The sequence below is a fragment of the Hungatella hominis genome, from assembly GCF_014288005.1.
Lineage (GTDB): Bacteria > Bacillota > Clostridia > Lachnospirales > Lachnospiraceae > Hungatella > Hungatella effluvii.
Map to the genome: position 1 here is coordinate 217,604 of NZ_JACOPB010000007.1, position 19,370 is coordinate 236,973.

The window sequence follows — 19,370 nt, forward strand, 5'->3', positions numbered from 1 at the left end:
TCTGCTGGTTTTATTCCGTCCTGCCGCCATTTACTGACTGCCCGCCGATTCTTTCGCCGCCCCTCTCAGAATCTCCATAAACTCCTCCTTCGCCCCAATCACCTCGCTGATGCTTCCATCCGCCATAATCTCCTCAGACAGCCCCGCCTTTCTCTCCTGCATTTCCAGGATCTTCTCCTCCAGAGTGTCCTTCATAATCAGCTTATACACCGTAACCACCTGCTGCTGCCCGATTCTGTGGGCGCGGTCTGTGGCCTGGTTCTGGGCCGCCTGGTTCCACCACGGATCGAAATGAATCACAATACTGGCGGCAGTTAAGTTAAGCCCCGTTCCTCCAGCCTTTAAGGAGATTAAAAAGACAGGCGGTCCATCCCCGTTAAAGGACTTCACCAGTTCATTCCGCTTCTCCTTGGAGGTCGATCCCGTCAGGATGTAATAACCGATCCCGGCTTCATCGAGCCGTCTCCGGATAATATCCAGCATGGACGTAAACTGAGAAAACAGAAGAACCTTGTTTCCTGCTTCCACCGCATTATTCACCAGCTCCACACAGGTGTCCACCTTGGCCGCTCCGCCGTTATAGTTCTCATACACCAGCGACGGATCACAGCACAGCTGGCGCAAATGAGTCAGCTCCGCCAATATCTGCAGCTTTCCGACCCGGTACTCCTCCTGGCTCTGCCTCGAAAGGGAATCCAGCAGCTTCTGCACTCTGGCCTCATAGATCTCCCTCTGCGCCGTCTCCATGCGGGAATACACCACCTCTTCCAGCTTGTCCGGCAGTTCCTTTAAGACCTCTTTCTTCAGACGCCTCAGGATAAACGGCCTTATCATCCGCCGCAGCCGTTCCGCAGCCACCTCATCCTGTCTCGCTGCCACGGGCTGCTCATACTTCTCCTTAAAATGCTTATAGCCCCCTAAAAATCCGGGCATCAGAAAATCAAAGATACTCCACAGCTCACTCAGTGAATTTTCTATAGGCGTCCCGGTCAGCGCAAACCTCCGGGCACAGCCAAGGGCCTTCACCGCTTTCGCTGTCTGTGTTCCATGATTCTTAATATTCTGCGCCTCATCGACGAAAACAGTATCAAACAGAGCCTCCTGATACGCCTCCACATCCCGTTTTAATAAATCATAAGATGTAAGCAGAATATCCGCCCTGCTCTTCCGTATCTTTTCCTTCCTGCTCCCGGCCCCTCCCACAACCGTCTCCACGGTCAGTCCGGGCGCGAACCGGTGTATCTCACTCTCCCAGTTATAGACAAGGGAAGCCGGGCAGATGATGAGACTGCGTCGTGGAGTATCCCCCTCATAATTTTCCTTCACCGCCACCAGATACGCGATCGCCTGTACAGTCTTCCCAAGCCCCATGTCGTCGGCCAGAATTCCGCCGAATCCCATCGCCCCCAGAGTCATGAGCCATCGGAATCCAAACTTCTGATACGGTCTTAGCTCCGCATTCAATCCGGCGGGGACCTCGTAGTCGCTGTCCTCCACATTTTTCATGGACCGCAGAAAGGCCTTATAGGATGAACTGCGCTTAACTTCTACGATCCCTTCATTCTCCCGCAGAACCTGGTCCAAATAGAAGGATCGGTATTCCGGTACCCGGATATGGCCTTCCTCCAGTTCCTCCACACTCAGTTCCAGCCCTTCGGCCAGTTCTGCCACTGCCGACAGTCCATTATCCTCCAGTTCCAGAAAATCCCCATTCTTTAAGCGGTAATATTTTCTCCTCCTCCGGTAGCTTGACAGCAGTCCCTCCAACTCTCCCGGCTCTAACCGCTCAGTCTGGAGTGTAATATCCAGCAGTCCGCTGTTCCTGGTAATTCCCATGGTTATTTTAGGTGACTTTAAGACCCTCAGCCTTTTTAAGGACTCAGAAATATATACCTCAGCTATCTGCTGAAACTGTGCAATTCCAGTGCTGAGCAGACGATACTGCGCCTCTTCGTTCTCTTCCGGAATATACAGCAGATTTTTCTCCTTGTCTGCATATTGGAAATAACTGCCTGCCAGTTTTGCCGCATACTGCTCCTTTTTCATATCACGATATAAATCCTTGACCTCCAGTCCCTCAATCAGATTATAACGCGCCTCTCCATACTGGCTGTAAACAGAAGCAATCAGAGTCCGTTCCACATAATCCAGATATAGGAGTATTTCACACGGCTTAGGCATATAACGTTCCAGGGAATCCGGCTTTTTAAGGACTGAATACTCCTCCAGCGAAGGCAGTACCGAGGTACAGAGCACCGGCATATCTTCTTCATTTACATAATATTCCTGTTTTTTATACGGCTCCATCAAGCCGCAGATACCGCCCATATGCGTTCCGAACTCCTCACTGCATAAATATATGGTATCTTCTGTAAGAACACACAGCCCGCTTTTACTTACAAACGCTTCCCCTCTGGGAACGGAAAGAAGACAGCCGCCACTGCTCCGTTCCGCAACAGAAAATCCAAGTACAGGATCCTTTTCCACTATCTGTATCCGGGTCAGATTGGAGAATCTGGATTGAAGCGCAATGACTCCCGGACCCACTGCCTGCAAAAAGCGCACCATCTTATCACCTGACAGAACCATATTCCGTGCAGAAGCTGCTGTGGGCAGGTAACTGCGCCGCATCACATACAATTCTGTAATAAAGTCCTGCTCCTGATTCACACAGTCTTCCAGAAAGTCCACCAGTCTGCGGCTCTCCTCTGTAAATGCGCTTTTTACATGGTAAAATGCCAGTTTCTGTCCATAGTGTACATACTTTTCTTCTTTCAGAGCGTTTACCATAGCGGTAATATCCTTTAATACATACAGATGATCGGAACCGATTTTAAACTCAACCATCCAGCCCTCTGCATCCCGGTGCAGAATAGGAACCAGCCTTATATTTCCATTTACCTCCGGCTGGAAATAGCAGGCATTTTCCCGAATAGTGCTGGCAAATATCAGTTTTTTAACCGCGGTATCTGTCGGCGGCTGCTTCAGTCTGGCGGCGGCCGGTGCTCTGTCTGTGTCTGCTGCCCCAGATGCTCTGTCTGCTGCCTCGGTTGCTTCCTCTCCCCCCTCATCACGTTCCATCATCTCCAGCGCGACTGCGACACAGTGCTTGCACATCCCGTCATAAGACTGGTAGGCCGGACATTCACAGTAGTACTGTGTAAATGTATGGCTCTTCAGACTGTATGTCATTTCCACCTGGTAGCGGTTATCATAAGATCCCTCTACCCATGCACTTGCCTCCAGCTTACCATCGGTTATCTGAAAATCCAGATCTTCCACCATTCCTCTTTGGTACAACTGATTTCCTTTCGTAAATGACTGAGGACTGGCTTCCGCTCTGATTGCCTTAATCTGTATCATACTGTATCTCTACCCCGTTTTCTCTCTGTCTGAAACTTTCTTCCCTACTGCTGCCCTGATTCTATATTCCTGCCCATATCTGGGTCTCGGACCGGACCGGACGCCCCGGACTTTTCAGCGCTTCATTGATCAGAATCAGCGCATAGGCGTCCTGAAGCCCTTCCGCCAGAGGATAGCACTCCAGCCCTTCTTCTATATACCGTCTCATTCCCATCATGAGAACAGCGATGGCGGTCTCGTCCTGAGGCAGAACCTGTTTCAGCCCCATATGTACAAATGGGTTTACATAAAGTTGCTCCTCTCCCAGAGAAATCCGGATGATGCCGCTGCCGGACGCGTTCCGTTCCACGCTCATCGTCTGTTCCATCGGCAGGAAGCGCCTTCCCGAAGGCTGTACCTCTTCCTTCACATACCGCACTGTCCAGTCATTTAATTCCCCCGTCTTACCCTGGACGTTCAAATGTCTGCTCCGGATATAAGAATGGTACTGCACACTGCTGAAATCGTAAAAAGCCGTTTTCCCGTCTTCAAATTCAAATGTAATCCGCCTTCTCGCCCGCTCCGACATATGGCCGTCTGTGATGGCCCCATCTCTGGAGTCTGTTTCCATCAGCGTAAACGGGTATTCCTTCCCGTAAATGGTCATATTCTGAAGTCCCGTCCCCAGCATACGTCGGATGATACTGGCGCCATGGTAGTCGTGAGCGGCTGACAGCGTCATCATAGAGGCCTCTCCTAAAAATCCGCGCCTGACCACTTCCGCAGCAGCGGCAAAGGAAGGATAGAGAAAATACTGCTCCGCCACCTGTATTTTTGCGCCTTCCTCCATCTTCATACGCCAGAGTTCCTTAAGCTCATCCAGTTCCAGCGCCGCCGGGGTCTCGCAGAGCACCGGAAAGCCCTTCCCGGCCCATTGCTTCGTTACCGGAAAGATCGACGTCTTGTTCACCGCCACCACCACGAAATCCGGCTTCATGGCCTCACAGACGGCCTCCGATGTCACGGCTGGAACACCGTACTGTTTTCTCATGTGCCCGGCCTTCTCCTCCGTCCTGCAGAGCATCGCCTCCATGGTAAACAGCTCCGGATACGCACAGGCAATTCTCCAATAAAACAGAGAACGCCAGCCGGAACCGATCACCACAAAGCGAAGCGGCTTTTTCTCCAGTGCAGTCCTGTCTATCGTCATTTTCATAGGAATCTCCTTTCCGGTTATCACACCTTCAGACTTTCCAGGAACAGCCGGTCCAGCACGTCCCAGCTCTCTCTCCTGTCGTCCGTCTTTTTGTCCAGCAGCGTTTTATAGTAGTCCAGCTGTCCTTCAATAAAATGGTTCAAAACTTCGATCCGTTCTCCTGCTCCGCTTTCCGGCGTCAGCGCCTTGATCTCCAGCAGCTTCTCAATGGCTGCCAGGACTTTTGCCAGGTCACCGCAGCCGCGGACCGCTTCCATCAGCTCCGAAAAAAGCACCGGCGGCGGGCACGCGTGTTCCTCAATCCACTTACACGCCAGGACCGGACGGATCACATAGAAATATTTCTTATATTTCACAGTGTCCCCCTGCAGAAACTCCAGGAAGTTGCTCTTCGCCGTTCCGTAATAATGGTACATGGCCGCCTTTTCGGAAAAGTACACGGACGCCGCCTGGTGTATCTGCCGCCATTCCTCTGTCGTGCGGTAGACAACCGGCGAGTTCGCCCATTCAAACAGTGTGGAATTCGATCGATGATACTGGCGCAGTGCCTTCTGCAAATCCCAGCCATTGATATCGAGCGTTTCGTCCAGCTCCCACTCGATCACGTCGCGGGCGGGTTCCAGCTTTAAGTAATCCTGCGGACGGCGCACATAGATAAACCGAACGTCGTAATCGCTGTCCGGGGATGCAAATCCCCAGGAACGGCTTCCGGATTCCACCGCGTGAAGAATCCGCACGTGTTCCTTTTCCTCTATCTCCTGAAGCTTCTGTTCCACCAGTTCCTCCAGCGTTCCCTCAAAATCCTTATATCTCATCTCTTACCACCCTTTCGTTGACGCTCATGACGAACTCCTGCACGCGCTCATAATCCGGTTCTTCCGGAAGTGATGTGTTGGCAGCAGCCTCATGCAGCCGCTTTTCGTAGTCTGCCAGGATCTCATAAAATTCCGTCCGGTAGGTGCCGTCCTCCTTCTGAAATTCTCCCCGCCGGATTTTCATCAGAAGCTCATGCTCGTCCTTCCGATACGTAATAATATCTTCCTTCTCCAGAATATCAATCGCCATCATAAACAGGCGGATCAAATGCATGGCATGCTTGTTTAAATGGTTGTCATCCTTCTTCCGGTTCCGTTTTCCAATCTTATCATACTCTTTTACGATGTTATTCATCTCACCCCATATGTTCCGGTAATCCCGAAGCGGATAGTGAGAAACGAAAGCATCCAGAAATATCTCCGTGTCCATCTCTGGATTTTCCGCCTCATCGATATAAATGTTCAGAGATCCGTAATCGGTAATCCGGTATCGTTCCTTAAACTCATACATGGCGTTCTTCACGGAATTGTAGATGTGTCTTTCCCGTTCCTCCGAAGCCATCCGGTCCCGCGCCAGCGCGTTCTGAAGCCGTCTCAGCTGCTGGTCCGCGTATCCCCCGAAGGACTGGATCGCCCTCCTTGAAAGGAACAAACGGCGGTTTTCCAGAAGCTCCCTCCCGATGGGAGACAGGTATAAGTAGTGCTCTTCATTCAGCCCCAGCAGCTCACAGGTGTTGGGATTGCACTCCAGCAAAAGCCGTATGATCTTGTTAAACGCATAGATTACCGTGTCCGTATTCTTATCTGTATACTGGTCATAAGAGGTCATTCCAATCAAATCGGACCTCCTGTTTAATGTCACTCCCCGGACATCAATATCACTGTTTTCCTGATTCGTCCCATATGCATAACTGCCCGCCAGCCCCAGCAGGATAATATGTTTTCCCAGATGGGGATCCGTTTTCAAAAAGCCGTACTGCGGTTGTGTCAGAAGCTGCTGTGTTAAATGCTGCTCTGTTTCACTCATGGGGGTTCCCCCTTTCCTGCAAATATAATACTTATAGTATAACTGCTCCCCGGAAAAATGCCAACAAGCGTTTAAAAATACCCGATTTTTCCATATCCAGGAACCATCGGGTACTTTGCAGCCATATCTATTCACTTTTCTTCAAGAGCCATTCAAGCACATTTCTTTTTTTAATTCCTTCATAATCCACATTGTTGAACAATTCATCCAACGTTAAGAGATACTTGGAATAATTGTCCTGGATTTTTCTGAGGGGTGCAAGTTTCCTTTCCAGAGTCGATTCCTCCAATGTGGTCGCCGCCACCTGATAATAGATGGTTTCCTCCGGACTTATCGCCACAAAATCCACTTCGCCGTCACTCAGCTGTCCGACATAAACCCGGTACCCGCGGCGCAGCAGCTCCAGATAAACAATATTTTCCAGGATATGCCCCACGTCGCTGTCCTTTCCCCGCACAAGGACATTTCGCAGACCGATATCGACCGTATAGTATTTGCTTTGCTGTATTAAATACTGCTTCCCCTTTATATTGTAACGCCCCGCTTCGTATAAAAGCAGGCTGTCGGTCAGACCGCGAAGATATTTGTCCACAGTTTTCTGATCCACTTTTGTCCCCTGCGATTTCAGCGTATTGGCTATCTTTGTGGGAGATACCAGATTCCCAATGTTATGCAGCATAAATTTTGCTACATTTTCCAAACTGGTAACATCGGATATATTAAGCCTGGCGACCACATCTTTCAAGAGAACTGTGTGATAGATATCCATCAGATACTCTTTTGCATCCCTTTGTTCCAGTCCCAGCCTCGTAACATACGGAAATGAACTAAATTCCAGATACCTGGCAAACTTCTGCTGCATGGAAAGGCCGGTCTCGGTCAGCGCACCACAGAATTCAGAAAAGGAAAGAGGCAGCATCAACAAAAGTTAGGATTTAATTCCTAACTTTTCTCCTTTTCATTCCATTCAAGGATTATTTTCCTAATTTTCTAAAAAAGCGGAAACCGCCTTCTTCAATCCGGCCGCTTCCGCTTTTTCACACATTACCTTCTGTTTTTCCAATCACATCTCAATACTATTTCCTACCGCTTCTTCCCACAGCACTTCTTATATTTCTTCCCGCTTCCGCACGGACACGGATCATTAGGATAGATTTTCTGAACGTTCCTGCGCGGTTCCGCGGCCTGGTTGAAGCCTCTGGTCACCATCTCATGAGGCGTATACCCACGGTTCAGCACCATACGCGTACTGTTCCACACGTCCATGATCTGGCTGGTGAACTTCTCCAGTTCCTCCTGCCCGCGGAATATGACTCCATATGTCTCAAGCTCGTCTACCACGGTCTGTAAATCGGAGCCGACACTGATTGCAGACTGGACATCCCGTAAAATATACGGAATCCGCTCGTCTCCCACGCCCAATCCTTTTGTTAAGAATTCTCCAAATTGCTGCAGCTCCCTGCTCATCAGGAATCCGCCGTTATCCGCCATCCACTCGATTTCCCGCAGATTCGGAATGTAGTAAGGGACGTTCCGCTGTCTGCTGTACAGTTCGTCATACGACTTCTGCTCGGCCAGCACACAGTCCACGAACCGGCCTTCGATCAGCTCCACCTCGGGACGGGCTGCATACAGTATCCTGTACGCGTCTGTCAGTTCCTCTTCTGTCAGTTTTTTCGCTTCATACTTATTGAATATCTCCAGAACCAGGGAGACCGGAGTCACCGCGTACAGCGCGTTAGCGGCGCACAGATAATCTCCGATGCGGCTGATCCGCCCCCTTACCGTCTGAAACGCTTCCGTATTGATGGCTTCATACGCCTGCTTCACATCGTCGGCCACCGTATAGAGTTCAGGGCTCATCTCCATTGTCACATAGCCCCCGGCATAGAGATAATCCATATTTTCCTGTTCAAAATAGGAAATATGGCCTTCTCCCTGCAGAACCTGTTCAAACAGCCTGATCTCTGCATCTCTCGCACAGACAAAGTAGTCGCTCATCACCTCCGGACAGAGCATATATTCCGCCGTCTTACGGATCAGTTCTTCCTTTTTAAGCTTCGAATATCCGCTTAAGCCGTGGCGCTTTGCCAGCTCTGTGATGGTCTCCTTGTCGTAAAACCGGAAGATGTCGGCCAGCGTTACACCTTCCTGCTCTGGCATGCCGCCATCAGGGAAAGCCAGCTGTTTAAGCGCTTCATTGACCAGATCCGCATCATACTCGCGCATTCCCTGGCTCTCGGCCCACTCTTTATAATCAAATCCGTTTTCTTCGTTATACGCGGCCAGCCTCTGCGGGTCCGCCAGCGTATCCAGAAGCTGATAGTATCCGCAGATTCCGCCGCAGTCCTCCGGTATGACGTCGCCCTTATACTTCGTCACCCGTGCATACGGCTCCGTATCTTCCTCCAGAAACTTTTCCACCTCGACGGTATGTTCCCAGTTATCTCCCAGATCGTATGTATATGTAAATTTCTTCGTATCAGCCACCAGTTCATCGATAACCGTACCGCTGGAGATGGTTCCGGGCATGTCAAAGTCTTCCTCCATCCTGTCATCTCTCACCCGAATTCCCATTGTACGGAACTCAAACTCATAGAGATGGTAATCCGACCAGCAAAACACGGCCTGAATAATCTGGTGCAGCTGCTCAAACGATATCCCCTGAGGAACCAGAACCCTTCTCCAGATTGGTGGTTTACTCCCTTTTATAACAATCTTGAACTGATAAGCTCCCATGAAAATTTCCTCCTGCTTTAAATAAAGAGTCCTGCGCCTCGCTTCATATATAAAAAACGGCGCCATGACAATTTACCACAAATCTACTGCTCCTGTCCAGTCTATTTGCATATTTTTCTTCGAACCGCCCGCTCCCAGACACACAAAAACAGGCAGCCGACTGCATAACAGGCCAGATCCTTCACGTCAAACACCGAACCGAGCACGATTCTGGCGAATCTGCTGCCGGACAGCCCCAACAGCGTCACAAGGTCAAAATACTGAAGCACCTCCACGCATGCCGCGAATAAAAATACGTAAAACGGCATCAGCCGTACCTTTACCGGTACAAAGATCCTGACGAAACAGTATACCACAAGAACCACCAGCATGTCCCCCACATAGGGTCGTATCACTCTGTCGTGAACATACAGGGCAATCAGCGTTTCCACCGCCATCAGCACCAGAAACGCAGCTCCGTACAGCAGACGCAGCTTCTTATCTCTCTCTGTCATTTCCCTCATCGCGAAAGCCCCTTTCCTCTTCATACGATTATCATAGCGGAGAACACGCATGATTGCAACAAAAAAGAATACCGCAGCAGTTCTACGCTTCCAACCGTTTCGGCCAGTCGCTTCCCTGCTGCGGTACTGTGATTTTTATCTTATTTCCATTCTCTGCAACCGGGGAATCATCCGATGATCTCCATCTCCTTGGAATCCCGATTCAAGCTTACGGCGCCGTCCGCTGTAATCAGCATCAGATCCTCGATCCTTACCCCCAGCTCGCCCGGAAGATAGATTCCCGGTTCACAGGAAAAGATCATGCCCTCCTGCACAACGTCCTGGTTCGCGGAAGAGACATCTCCTGCGTCATGCACCTCGATTCCGATGCAGTGGCCGAGACGGTGTGTAAAGTACGGGCCGTACCCTGCCTCCGTGATGATGTCCCTTGCCACCTTATCGATCTCACAGAACTTCATGCCCGGCTTCATGGCCGCCTGTGCGGCTAAATTAGCCTTCTTGACGATCTCGTACACTTCCCTGCCCTTTTCACTGGCGCTCTTATAGAAAAACGTTCTGGTCATGTCGGAGCAGTAGCTGTTCTTCTTGCATCCCACATCGAAAAGCACGCAGTCGCCGTCTTTTAAAACGGTTCCATCCGGCTTATGATGGCCGATGGCGGCATTGGCCCCAAAGCTTACCAGCGGGCCGAAGGAAGGCCCTTCTGTCCCCAGCTCCTTGTAGATCGCGCACATTCCGGCAGCAACCTCCAGCTCCGTCACTCCCTCCTTTATGAGATCGCGGAAACGGCCCATGGCCTCGTCATTTAACCGGGAGGCCAGAATCATCTTTTCTTTCTCTCCCCCGTCCTTGATCCGGCGGGCTCCGTCCACACATTCTGAGGCATTTTTATAGGAGGAACCGGCTCCCAGTTCCATCAGCTCCAGAAGGAATCTGGCCGCCATCTTCTTATCGATCCCCAGCGGCTTCTCATGGTCTGTACAGTCCGCTATCATCCGGCAGGCCGGGTCCGTATCGGAAAACCACACCTTTTCGATTCCAATATCACCGTCCACGGTAAACAGTTTATTGATAAACAGCTTATTGTTTCCATTTTTATTTAAATACAATGCCAGCAAACGTTCATTGGGCAGAATCCATCTGCCGGTCAGATAAAAGACCGACGGCGGATCGCTGATAATCATCTGCTCCAGCCCCATCTCTTCCATATTATGTAAGACGCGGCTTACTCTCTCTTCAAACATATTCCTGCCTCCTTTGTTCCCTTAAACTCCGTAGAATACAGGCGCTCCTGGTCCTAACGGCAGACCGATGATCATCCAGACAGCTAAAAGCAGCGACCAGAAGAATAAGAATGCCATAGAGTACGGAAGCATGGAGGAAACCAGCGTTCCCCACCCGGTATCCTTGTCGTATTTCTTCATAATCGTCAGGATATACGGAATCCATGCGATAACCGGGGCGATGATATTGGTTGTGCTGTCACCGATCCGGTAAGCCACCTGAGTCAGCTCCGGAGATAATCCCATCTTCATAAACATCGGCACGAATACCGGGGCAAAGATCGCATATTTCGCGGAAGCGGAAGCCATAAACAGGTTCACAAAGCCCGCAACCAGGATAAAGCAGACCACAAGAACTACGGAGTTGACGTTTAAGCTCTTTAACAGTTCCGCGCCCTTGAAGGACAGAACACGGCCGATATTGGTATAGCTGAAGTAATTGGTAAACTGGGCCGCTACAAACGCCATGGCCACAAAACCGGATATGGAAGCGATGGCCTTATTAAAGGAAGACACCACATCCTTATCGGATTTGAAGGTACCGCACAGTTTTCCATATACAAAAGAAGGAATGAAAAACAGCAGGGTGAACAGCGGAATGATCGCGTTCATCAGGGTGGAACCGTCGATTAAGCTGCCGGTCTCCGGGTTTCTCATAAAGGAATTTTTCGGAATACAGCAGATGATGTAGAATGCCGCGATTCCTAAAAATACCCAGTTGGCCACCTTAAGCGCCTTCTCTTCCTTCGCGGATATGCTGTCGGACGCCTCGATCAGCGTTCCGTCTCCATTTTCCTTATACGGCCCAAGGCGCGGGATAATCACACGCTCGGTGATATAGGTTCCCACAATGGTAATCAGGATGGTCGATACAATCATAAAGAACCAGTTGCCCAGTGGTGTAACCGTATAGGACGGATCCAGTGTCTGAGCCGCCGCAGTGGAGAAACCGGATAATGTGGCATCCGCGGAACCGATCAGTAAGTTTGCGGAGAAGCCGCCGGATACACCGGCAAATCCGGCTGCGATACCTGCCAGAGGGTGCTTTTTGTATGCCTTGAAAATCATGGCTGCCAACGGGATAAAGACAACGTAACCGGCATTTTCGGCCACATTTGTCATAACGCCGATAAAGACGACCATCGGAGTCACCAGCGCGGCCGGTGTCACCTTGACTACCTTGCGGATCAGGCCGTTTAAATAGCCGGAGCTTTCCGCCACACCGATTCCCAGCATGATAACGATGGTAAAGCCCAGCGGCGCATAGCTGGTAAAGTTGGTTACCGCGGAGGTCAGCATATACTGAAGCCCCTTAACGCTGAACAGGCTGACGATGGATACTGTGGCCTCCTCCACCGTGCCGCTGCCTGAATTGTACATATCGCCTGCGGCGCTCCACCCAAGGGCTGAACCGATACCGGAGACGATGACTACTGCCACTGCCAGGTAAAAGAATATGGTGAGCGGTGTCGGGAGTTTGTTCCCTGCGGCTTCGATCTTATCCAGAAAGCGCAGGATCCAGGAACGTTTTTTTGTCTTGGTTGTGTTTTTCATACTTTCTCCTTTATACATTATATTATTTACTGCCTATTTCGCAGTATTTGACGCGATCAGCGCGGCATCCCACACACCGGAAAACGGCGGGGAATAACACAAATCCATAAATCCCATCTCATCCACGGTCAGTCCGGCGTAGATGGCGATGGCGTAATAATTGGCCCTTGGAACCACGATTCCCTGTCCGTACGTCTCCGCCCCCAGGATCTTTCTCGTATCGGCGTCGTAGATCAGCTTGATATTCAGCTTCTCCGTGCCGTAATAGGAAGCGTAACTGTTGCCCGTAATCATATGGGCCTTGTAATGAAGCCCTCTTGCCTTCGCCTCCTTCTCGGATAAACCGACCTTGGCCGCATCGATGCCGAACAGCCGCAGCGCGGAGCTTCCGATCAGCTTAAATGGCTTCGGCTGCACACCGCCTAAAATGTCGCCGATGATTCTGCCCTGTTTGTTGGCATTGGTTCCTAAAGGCGCATACAGATAGTCGCCGGTGACTGCGGACTTCATAATGCTGCAGTCGCCTGCCGCGTAAACGTCCGGGATACTCGTCTCCATCCGCTCATTCACACAGATTGCCCCGTTTCCGGCCTTCTCCACATTGGTGATAAAGGATGTGGCCGGTGCGATTCCGGCGCTGTTGATCACCAGATCCGCCGGGATCTCCTCGGTCTCTTCCCCTCGCCGCAGCACAGCCCGCACGATGCGGCCGTCTTCCTCCACCAGACTCTGCACCATGGTTCCCACGCGCACGGTCACACCGTTTTCTGCAAGCTCGGCTTCCAGCGCCTCGCTGATCTCGGTGTCAAAGGCCGGAAGCACGTGCTCAGCCAATTCCACAACCGTAACCTCTTTGCCGTAATGTCTGCACGCCTCGGACAGCTCCAGCCCGATGAATCCGGCTCCGACGATGACTACATGGCGCTGGTTCTCATCGAATAACGCCTGTTTCACCCTGGTTCCATCCGCCACGTCGCGGATCTCGAATAAATTGCTGTAAGAACGGTCGAACGGCGGAAAATGGCGCACCCCCGCTCCGCTTCCGATCACCAGCTTATCATAGATATCGTCAAATACCTCTCCAGTCTGCAGATTCTTCACTGTCACGGTCTTGGCATCCGTATCCACGGCCGTCACCTCATGGTAAATCTTTACCGGGATCCCGCTCTTCGCAAATTCTTCCGCCGTTCTGGCGATCAGTTCCTTCCCCTGTTTGATATGATCGGAAATATAAAACGGAATTCCGCAGGCGCCAAAGGATACCTCTCCGCCTTTCTCATAAACCACGATCTCGACCGCGTCGCCCAGAAGCCTTTTTAACTTGGAGGCCGCCGACATTCCGGCGGCAACTCCCCCGATAATCACTGTTTTCACTCTCTCACCCTTCTTTCTACGATAATCGCATTTGTCATACAGCCAGTTACATTAATGAGTGTTCTCGGCACATCGCCGATGGGATCGACGGCAATCATCGGTCCGAGGCCGTTCACCGCGCCGGTGATACCGCTGCCCATCACGGCTCCGAATTCCGCCATGGTGGCCGTACCCGGAACACCGGTAATTCCATAGGAAACCAGTACGATAACCACCACCAGGCCGAACACCAGCGCCGGTGTCATGGTAAGTCCGCTTAAGCCTGCGGCAAATACCGCTGCCATCGCCGGGAACATGGCGCCGCATCCCTGCATTCCTGAAGAGATGGCGTAGGCGGATACCTCGTCGGTAATCTCCTTTTTAAGTCCCAGCCCAGCCGTAAGCGCTTCCTGCACATCGGGGAGGCAGGCGGAACCGGAACGGGTAACCAGCGCCTTTTTCATCGCCGCCTTTCCCGCCCGGAAAAATGCCGCCGGGCTCACACCGGAAACTGCGCACAGTATCAGCTGTACTGCCAGCATGGCCAGAGAGGCCGCACAGAGAACTGCCAGCATCTTCACCAGCATGAGGAGAAACGCCGGGCCATACGCCGCCGTAAACGCCGCCATGACAGCGGCCGCCCCCATGGGCTTGTAGGCGATAACGGCCTTGCACACACTCGTAATTACAGAGAAAGCGGCATCTGTAACGTCCAGAAACGGCTTTACCGTATCCATATATTTACCGGACATTCTCCGGGCTGCAATGCCAATCAATACGGCAAACACAAAGATTCCCACCACATTGCCGGTAAGAAAATCGAAACCGATTCCCGATGGAATCAGATGCGCAATCGAGTCGGTGATCTTCTGTCCCTCCCCGATTTCCCAGGAAAAGACTGCGGTATCTGCTCCCGGCGCCGCGCCCACTTTAAAGCAGAGGCCAAGGCAGGCCCCAATCAGAGCGCTGACCGCAAGCATCAGCGTATTGACCCATTTTTTCCATTTTATTAGCGGCGTCTCTGTCTTTACAAGAGGCGTGTGGATAACAAGACGTACCCCTGCGACAAAGATGGCCGGAGCGATCAAAAGCTGAAACAGGGAAACATATCCGTTCCCCACCAGGGAGAACCAGCGGCCCAGATCCGCGGCATATGCTCCTGTACGGCCGGACAATCCCCATACGATCAGCCCGTATACGGTTCCAATCCCTGTTCCGATCAGCACACGGGCCGCAAATGTAAACTTTTTCTTTGGCAGGCGGCTGATTCCGAACAGCAGACCGAAAAATACGGTCACTCCCGCCAGGCTCTCCACCCTCGTTAATCCTAAAAACTCTATTATATTCATGAAATGCATATGGAGACTTGTGTCTTTAGACATGAGAGGAATTATACCCCTCCTGACTCTATCACGAGCTCCTTCTCCTTTTTAGTTTTTCAAACATTTGTTTGCTTTTTACTCATATATATGGTAAAATATACTCAAAGTATAAACCTGTTATGAGGTAAAAAATCTATGAAAACTATTACTATTACTGCTAAAATCAAACTATACCCTACATCAGTGCAGATGGTTATTTTGAATAAGACCTTGTCTGTTATCCGGGATGTACTGAACTTTGTCTCTGCATTCGTTTTTGGACAGGAAGGTATCCGCTATCTCGAATTAGACCATGCCTTATATTACCCTGTCAGACAGCAGTTCGGACTACGCTCTCAGATGACTCAGAGTGCGTTTAGGACGGTCCTTGCAAAATATCAATCCATGAAAAGCAATGGACACCCATTTTCGAAAGTATCTTTTCGAAACTTCGAGTATGATCTGGTCTGGAACCGGGATTACTCCATATCGTGTCAGTCTGTCAGCTTAAATACCCTTTCCGGCAGGTTACATATTCCCTTTGAATTAAAAGGGATGGAACACTGGTTTTGTGCCGGCGGACGCTTTGGCACAGCCAAACTAATTCGAAAAAACAGGAAATATTATCTGCATATTCCGGTCACTCTGGAAGTAGAGAACAGGAATATCTTAAACCATATCGTTGGAATTGATCTGGGTGTCAACCATTTGGCAGTTTCCTTTGATGATGAAGGGAACACCAGGTTCTTTTCCGGCCGCGCAGTCAAGGAAAAGCGCGCGAAAACACTTGCCCTGCGAAAGCGCCTGCAGACATGTGGAACAAAATCAGCAAAGCGAAAGCTTAAAAAGCTCCGTGAGAAAGAAACCCGTTACGTAACCGCGGTAAATCATGCGGTTACGAAGGCACTTATCTCACAGTATGGAGCCGGAACGCTTTTTATTATAGAGGATTTAACCGGGATACGCACTATCACAGAACATGTCCGTTTAAAATCCCGGTATACAATGGTCTCCTGGGCATTCTATCAGTTCCGGGAGATGCTGGAATACAAAGCCGCGCTGTCGCAGTCAGAAGTCCTTGCGGTGGATCCGAAGTACACCAGCCAGAGTTGTCCGGTCTGCGGAAATACGACAAGGGCTAACCGTAACAGAAAAAAACATGAATTTTGCTGTACTGTATGCGGTTACCGAAGTAATGACGACCGAACCGGAGCCATAAACATCTACCATAAAGGGTGTAATACTCTGTTCGCAGAGGCCTGTCAGGCATAACCAAAACAGGCGGGCTGCCGTCAATCAGCCTATTGTAGCCAGTGTTTGAGGTAGGAGACATGAACCACATGTCGTACTACGCGTAGTTGAGTTACAAGCCCGGGCCCGCCCTGCTTCATCGGGCATTGGACATGAGTAATTGACGAATCGTTCCTTTCTGTCAGCATTCCGTCATAATACGGATTATTTCCTTATCTGTCTCTCTCATTCCATCTTTTCCGAGACGGCCCACATTGGTGATTGTATTTTCCACTCCCTTGGACACGATGCCGTCACCGCCTTTAAACTGCTGACCATTGATATACATATAGTATCCCATGATTCCGGCGTCCACCGCGGCCGCGATCTTACCCGCACAGGACGGCTTGGCGCCGTCGCAGATAATGCCCGACACAATGGCAAGGCCGTTGACGAGGGTGTGGGCGATGGTCTTATAATCGGCCCCCAGCAGGAAGGCGATTCCACATCCGGCCCCGCATCCCGCGCTGACCGCTCCGCAGTAGGCGGACAGACGGCCGATTCCCGTCTTCTGGTGGATCGTGATTAAATTCGAGAGCACCAGGGCGCGGTAGAGTTCTTCCTCGCTGGAGCCAAGTTCTTTCGCATACTCAATCACAGGCAGGGATGCGGTCATACCCTGATTCCCGCTTCCGGAATTGATAATAACGGGAAGCTCGCATCCGCTCATACGGGCGTCCGATCCGGCCGCAGCCGCAGCCCTTGCCCGGACGCGGATATCGTCACCGTAGGCCATCAACAGGACACTGCCGATATTGGCGCCCCAGTCGTTCTGGAGGCCGTCCTCCGAGATCGCGCTGTTATAGGCAATCTGGCGCCCTATAACGTCTCTCACCTCCTCCAAGTCCACCGTTTTGGCAAAATCGTAGATATCTTCTACATTTAAGAGGCTCCGGTCCGCCATCTGCGCCTCCCTGGCAGCCACGGCTCCCACTTTGTAAAGGACCTCTCCATCCTTCTCGATCAGCACAATATTTGTATGATACCCGGCAATCCGCACTTTCACGCAGGAACCGCCGCCGGATACCGTCACTGCCATGTCGAGGATTTCATCCGTCTCCAGCGGCCTCACAGATATCTCCGCATTCTGTAAATACGCTTTTATCTCTGCCTTCTGTTCCTCAGTCACGCCTGAGATAACTTCCAGAATTCTGGAGGCATCCCCTGCTGCAATGCCGGCCGCCGCCGCGGCTTCAATGCCCTTTAAGCCGCCTGTGTTGGGAACAATAACACTCTTTACATTTTTCACTATATTGCCGCTGGCTTCCACCACACAGCGTTCTGGAAGGCAGCCCAGCACCTCTCTGGCTTTCGCCGCACAATAGGCCAGAGCAATCGGCTCCGTACACCCCATGGCAGGCACGAGTTCCTCTTTTAGAATCTGTACATAGGTCGAATATTGAATTCCGGTACGTTCCATGATTTCCCTCCGATTGGTTTATGTATTTTTTATAATTTTATAAGAAAATTTTATCTTATTCTGACCGATATGTCAATGAATTTAATAATATTTTTTTATTGTAATAATAATTTATTTTCTCTTTCATCAAAACAATGGGAAAACACAAAAAAAAGCCTGAACTTTCGTCATTCAGACTTCTTTTCCATAGATCTTCCTAATCCATACATCTCCCTATCCATACATCTTGCTATTTAATTGTGCGGTTCCGGCCTTAAGATTTCTTTTGCAGCTTGGACTGATAGCGGTACACACTCGCCTCAGAGCAGCACAGATACTCCGCCACCGCGCCCACCGCGCCCTTTAACTGAAACAGCCCCGCCTGGCTTAACTCGCCGATGATCTCAATCTTCTCCTGCTGCGTCAGCCGCTCCCTGACCTTCGGTTCAGAAGATCCAACCACGGAGATCACGGCCTTCTTCATCATATCGCCGATCACGTCCTCAGAGAAATTCTCCACAGGCCCGGAGCAGACGATATCCGAATGAGGGCCCTGTCCCATCAGTCCCATGCCGCTCAGCTGCCGGATACTCTCCATGGCCTGCTCATACGGCGTCATATCGATGTTGATACAGAGCTGTCCGACCAGCTTCCCTTCCTCTCTGATAAAATACGTCGAGGCGCGAAGCCTCTTATCAGGCGCCGCCTTCCCCTCGTAATTCACCACGTAATCCTTTTCCTTCCACTCCTCATTGGCCAGTACGGACAGCGTAAAATCCGTAATCGGAGCCCCGATCGTCCGGCCGCTGACATGGCCGTTGGCGATCGCGATAATATCGTGATTTGGTTTGCGGCAGTCCCTTAAGACGACCTCCGCGTTTTCTCCCAGCACCTCTCCCAGAAAATCAACCAGTTTTTTATAATAATCGAGTATATCCAATTCCATATTTCCTTTCCCCGTCAATCAAAACTCTTTTTTCATTATAACAGAGGTAATTCTGTTCCGCAACCGATTCCACCATTCGCAGGAGTGAACTGTAACTATATATACGAATCCGCCTTAGTAAAAATAGAATCCCACTTCCTGCTGCGCAAAGAAAATGCCGCAGGCAGACGGCATAACCATCTCCTGCGGCATTTTCATCTATGTAAACTGTTCGTAATAATTTGGCGAAGCCGGTCACATCAAGCGCGCTTTTCTTTATGACCATGGCTTCTTCTATGTTCAATCCCTCTCGGGCTTTCTGATACCTATCATACACGGCAAATGTGTCCAAAATTTGTTGTATGCCTAAAGCCTTTCTAAAAAGTATGAAAAACTCTTTAACATTTTCATAAGTGCTTCTAATCCGGCGACTTTACACATCTTTTACAAAACCTATACTAAATCCTGATATCTTCTGCTTCCATTCCTTAGTATACTCCAGATGTCAGATAAAAGTCAAAACCCCCGCCGCAGGCGGCAGGATTTTTGACTCTCGCGGCAGT

14 protein-coding genes are annotated in these 19,370 nt (G+C 50.6%); 1 reads left to right on the forward strand and 13 read right to left on the reverse strand.

All coding sequences use genetic code 11. From position 1 onward, the window contains the following. Nucleotides 1-30 precede the first annotated feature (30 nt). From H8S75_RS16995 to H8S75_RS17045, 11 genes are all read right to left on the reverse strand, one after another. Nucleotides 31-3,363 carry a DEAD/DEAH box helicase gene (locus H8S75_RS16995; protein WP_187022663.1) on the reverse strand — a complete coding sequence of 1,111 codons (3,333 nt, stop codon included), beginning with the start codon at nt 3,361-3,363 and terminating at the stop codon, nt 31-33. A gap of 61 nt (nt 3,364-3,424) precedes the next feature. Beyond that, a complete protein-coding gene (locus H8S75_RS17000) occupies nt 3,425-4,558 on the reverse strand; it encodes a Gfo/Idh/MocA family protein (protein ID WP_187022664.1) in 1,134 nt (377 codons plus the stop codon). 20 nt (nt 4,559-4,578) lie between these two features. Further along, nucleotides 4,579-5,373, reverse strand: coding sequence for a nucleotidyltransferase domain-containing protein (locus tag H8S75_RS17005; RefSeq protein WP_187022665.1), 795 nt, complete (start codon nt 5,371-5,373; stop codon nt 4,579-4,581). Further along, nucleotides 5,363-6,400: a nucleotidyltransferase domain-containing protein gene (locus H8S75_RS17010; RefSeq protein WP_187022666.1), complete on the reverse strand. Its 1,038-nt coding sequence runs from the start codon at nt 6,398-6,400 to the stop codon at nt 5,363-5,365. The genes H8S75_RS17005 and H8S75_RS17010 overlap by 11 nt, the downstream gene beginning before the upstream one ends. A gap of 127 nt (nt 6,401-6,527) precedes the next feature. Further along, nucleotides 6,528-7,319: an ATP-binding protein gene (locus H8S75_RS17015; RefSeq protein ID WP_243270306.1), complete on the reverse strand. Its 792-nt coding sequence runs from the start codon at nt 7,317-7,319 to the stop codon at nt 6,528-6,530. Between the two features lie 164 nt (nt 7,320-7,483). After that, nucleotides 7,484-9,139 carry an IS1096 element passenger TnpR family protein gene (locus H8S75_RS17020; RefSeq protein ID WP_187022667.1) on the reverse strand — a complete coding sequence of 552 codons (1,656 nt, stop codon included), beginning with the start codon at nt 9,137-9,139 and terminating at the stop codon, nt 7,484-7,486. 101 nt (nt 9,140-9,240) lie between these two features. Then, entirely contained in the window at nt 9,241-9,642 is a 402-nt protein-coding gene (locus H8S75_RS17025) for a ribosomal maturation YjgA family protein (RefSeq protein ID WP_187022668.1), read from the reverse strand. A gap of 167 nt (nt 9,643-9,809) precedes the next feature. Further along, nucleotides 9,810-10,886, reverse strand: a complete 1,077-nt coding sequence (locus H8S75_RS17030) for a M24 family metallopeptidase (protein ID WP_187022669.1) — start codon at nt 10,884-10,886, stop codon at nt 9,810-9,812. Between the two features lie 21 nt (nt 10,887-10,907). Next, nucleotides 10,908-12,479, reverse strand: a complete 1,572-nt coding sequence (locus H8S75_RS17035; RefSeq protein ID WP_187022670.1) for an AbgT family transporter — start codon at nt 12,477-12,479, stop codon at nt 10,908-10,910. A 33-nt stretch (nt 12,480-12,512) separates the two neighbouring features. Next, a complete protein-coding gene (locus H8S75_RS17040) occupies nt 12,513-13,853 on the reverse strand; it encodes a CoA-disulfide reductase (RefSeq protein WP_187022671.1) in 1,341 nt (446 codons plus the stop codon). Then, nucleotides 13,850-15,214 (reverse strand): cation:dicarboxylate symporter family transporter, encoded by a 1,365-nt coding sequence (locus H8S75_RS17045; protein WP_243270302.1) that lies wholly within the window; start codon nt 15,212-15,214, stop codon nt 13,850-13,852. Before H8S75_RS17045 ends, H8S75_RS17040 begins: the two co-directional genes overlap by 4 nt. A 135-nt stretch (nt 15,215-15,349) precedes the next feature. Here H8S75_RS17045 and H8S75_RS17050 point away from each other — a divergent pair, with 135 nt between their 5' ends. Continuing rightward, on the forward strand, nt 15,350-16,465 hold the full coding sequence (locus tag H8S75_RS17050) for an RNA-guided endonuclease InsQ/TnpB family protein (protein ID WP_187022672.1): 1,116 nt from the start codon (nt 15,350-15,352) through the stop codon (nt 16,463-16,465). 160 nt (nt 16,466-16,625) lie between these two features. On the opposite strand, the gene H8S75_RS17055 is transcribed toward H8S75_RS17050, so the two are convergent. After that, entirely contained in the window at nt 16,626-17,903 is a 1,278-nt protein-coding gene (locus H8S75_RS17055) for an L-cysteine desulfidase family protein (RefSeq protein ID WP_187022673.1), read from the reverse strand. Nucleotides 17,904-18,156: 253 nt separating this feature from the next. Next, a complete protein-coding gene (locus tag H8S75_RS17060; RefSeq protein WP_002601910.1) occupies nt 18,157-18,828 on the reverse strand; it encodes a helix-turn-helix transcriptional regulator in 672 nt (223 codons plus the stop codon). Between the last annotated feature and the right edge of the window lie 542 nt (nt 18,829-19,370).

Bases quoted from the DNA above. Each gene is read 5' to 3' on its own strand.
- H8S75_RS17035 (WP_187022670.1), bottom strand. From the start codon at position 12,479: ATGAAAAACACAACCAAGACAAAAAAACGTTCCTGGATCCTGCGCTTT.
- H8S75_RS17050 (WP_187022672.1), top strand. From the start codon at position 15,350: ATGAAAACTATTACTATTACTGCTAAAATCAAACTATACCCTACATCA.
- H8S75_RS17015 (WP_243270306.1), bottom strand. From the start codon at position 7,319: ATGCTGCCTCTTTCCTTTTCTGAATTCTGTGGTGCGCTGACCGAGACC.
- H8S75_RS17020 (WP_187022667.1), bottom strand. From the start codon at position 9,139: ATGGGAGCTTATCAGTTCAAGATTGTTATAAAAGGGAGTAAACCACCA.
- H8S75_RS17030 (WP_187022669.1), bottom strand. From the start codon at position 10,886: ATGTTTGAAGAGAGAGTAAGCCGCGTCTTACATAATATGGAAGAGATG.
- H8S75_RS17045 (WP_243270302.1), bottom strand. From the start codon at position 15,214: ATGTCTAAAGACACAAGTCTCCATATGCATTTCATGAATATAATAGAG.
- H8S75_RS17025 (WP_187022668.1), bottom strand. From the start codon at position 9,642: ATGAGGGAAATGACAGAGAGAGATAAGAAGCTGCGTCTGCTGTACGGA.
- H8S75_RS17055 (WP_187022673.1), bottom strand. From the start codon at position 17,903: ATGGAACGTACCGGAATTCAATATTCGACCTATGTACAGATTCTAAAA.
- H8S75_RS16995 (WP_187022663.1), bottom strand. From the start codon at position 3,363: ATGATACAGATTAAGGCAATCAGAGCGGAAGCCAGTCCTCAGTCATTT.
- H8S75_RS17005 (WP_187022665.1), bottom strand. From the start codon at position 5,373: ATGAGATATAAGGATTTTGAGGGAACGCTGGAGGAACTGGTGGAACAG.
- H8S75_RS17060 (WP_002601910.1), bottom strand. From the start codon at position 18,828: ATGGAATTGGATATACTCGATTATTATAAAAAACTGGTTGATTTTCTG.
- H8S75_RS17010 (WP_187022666.1), bottom strand. From the start codon at position 6,400: ATGAGTGAAACAGAGCAGCATTTAACACAGCAGCTTCTGACACAACCG.
- H8S75_RS17000 (WP_187022664.1), bottom strand. From the start codon at position 4,558: ATGAAAATGACGATAGACAGGACTGCACTGGAGAAAAAGCCGCTTCGC.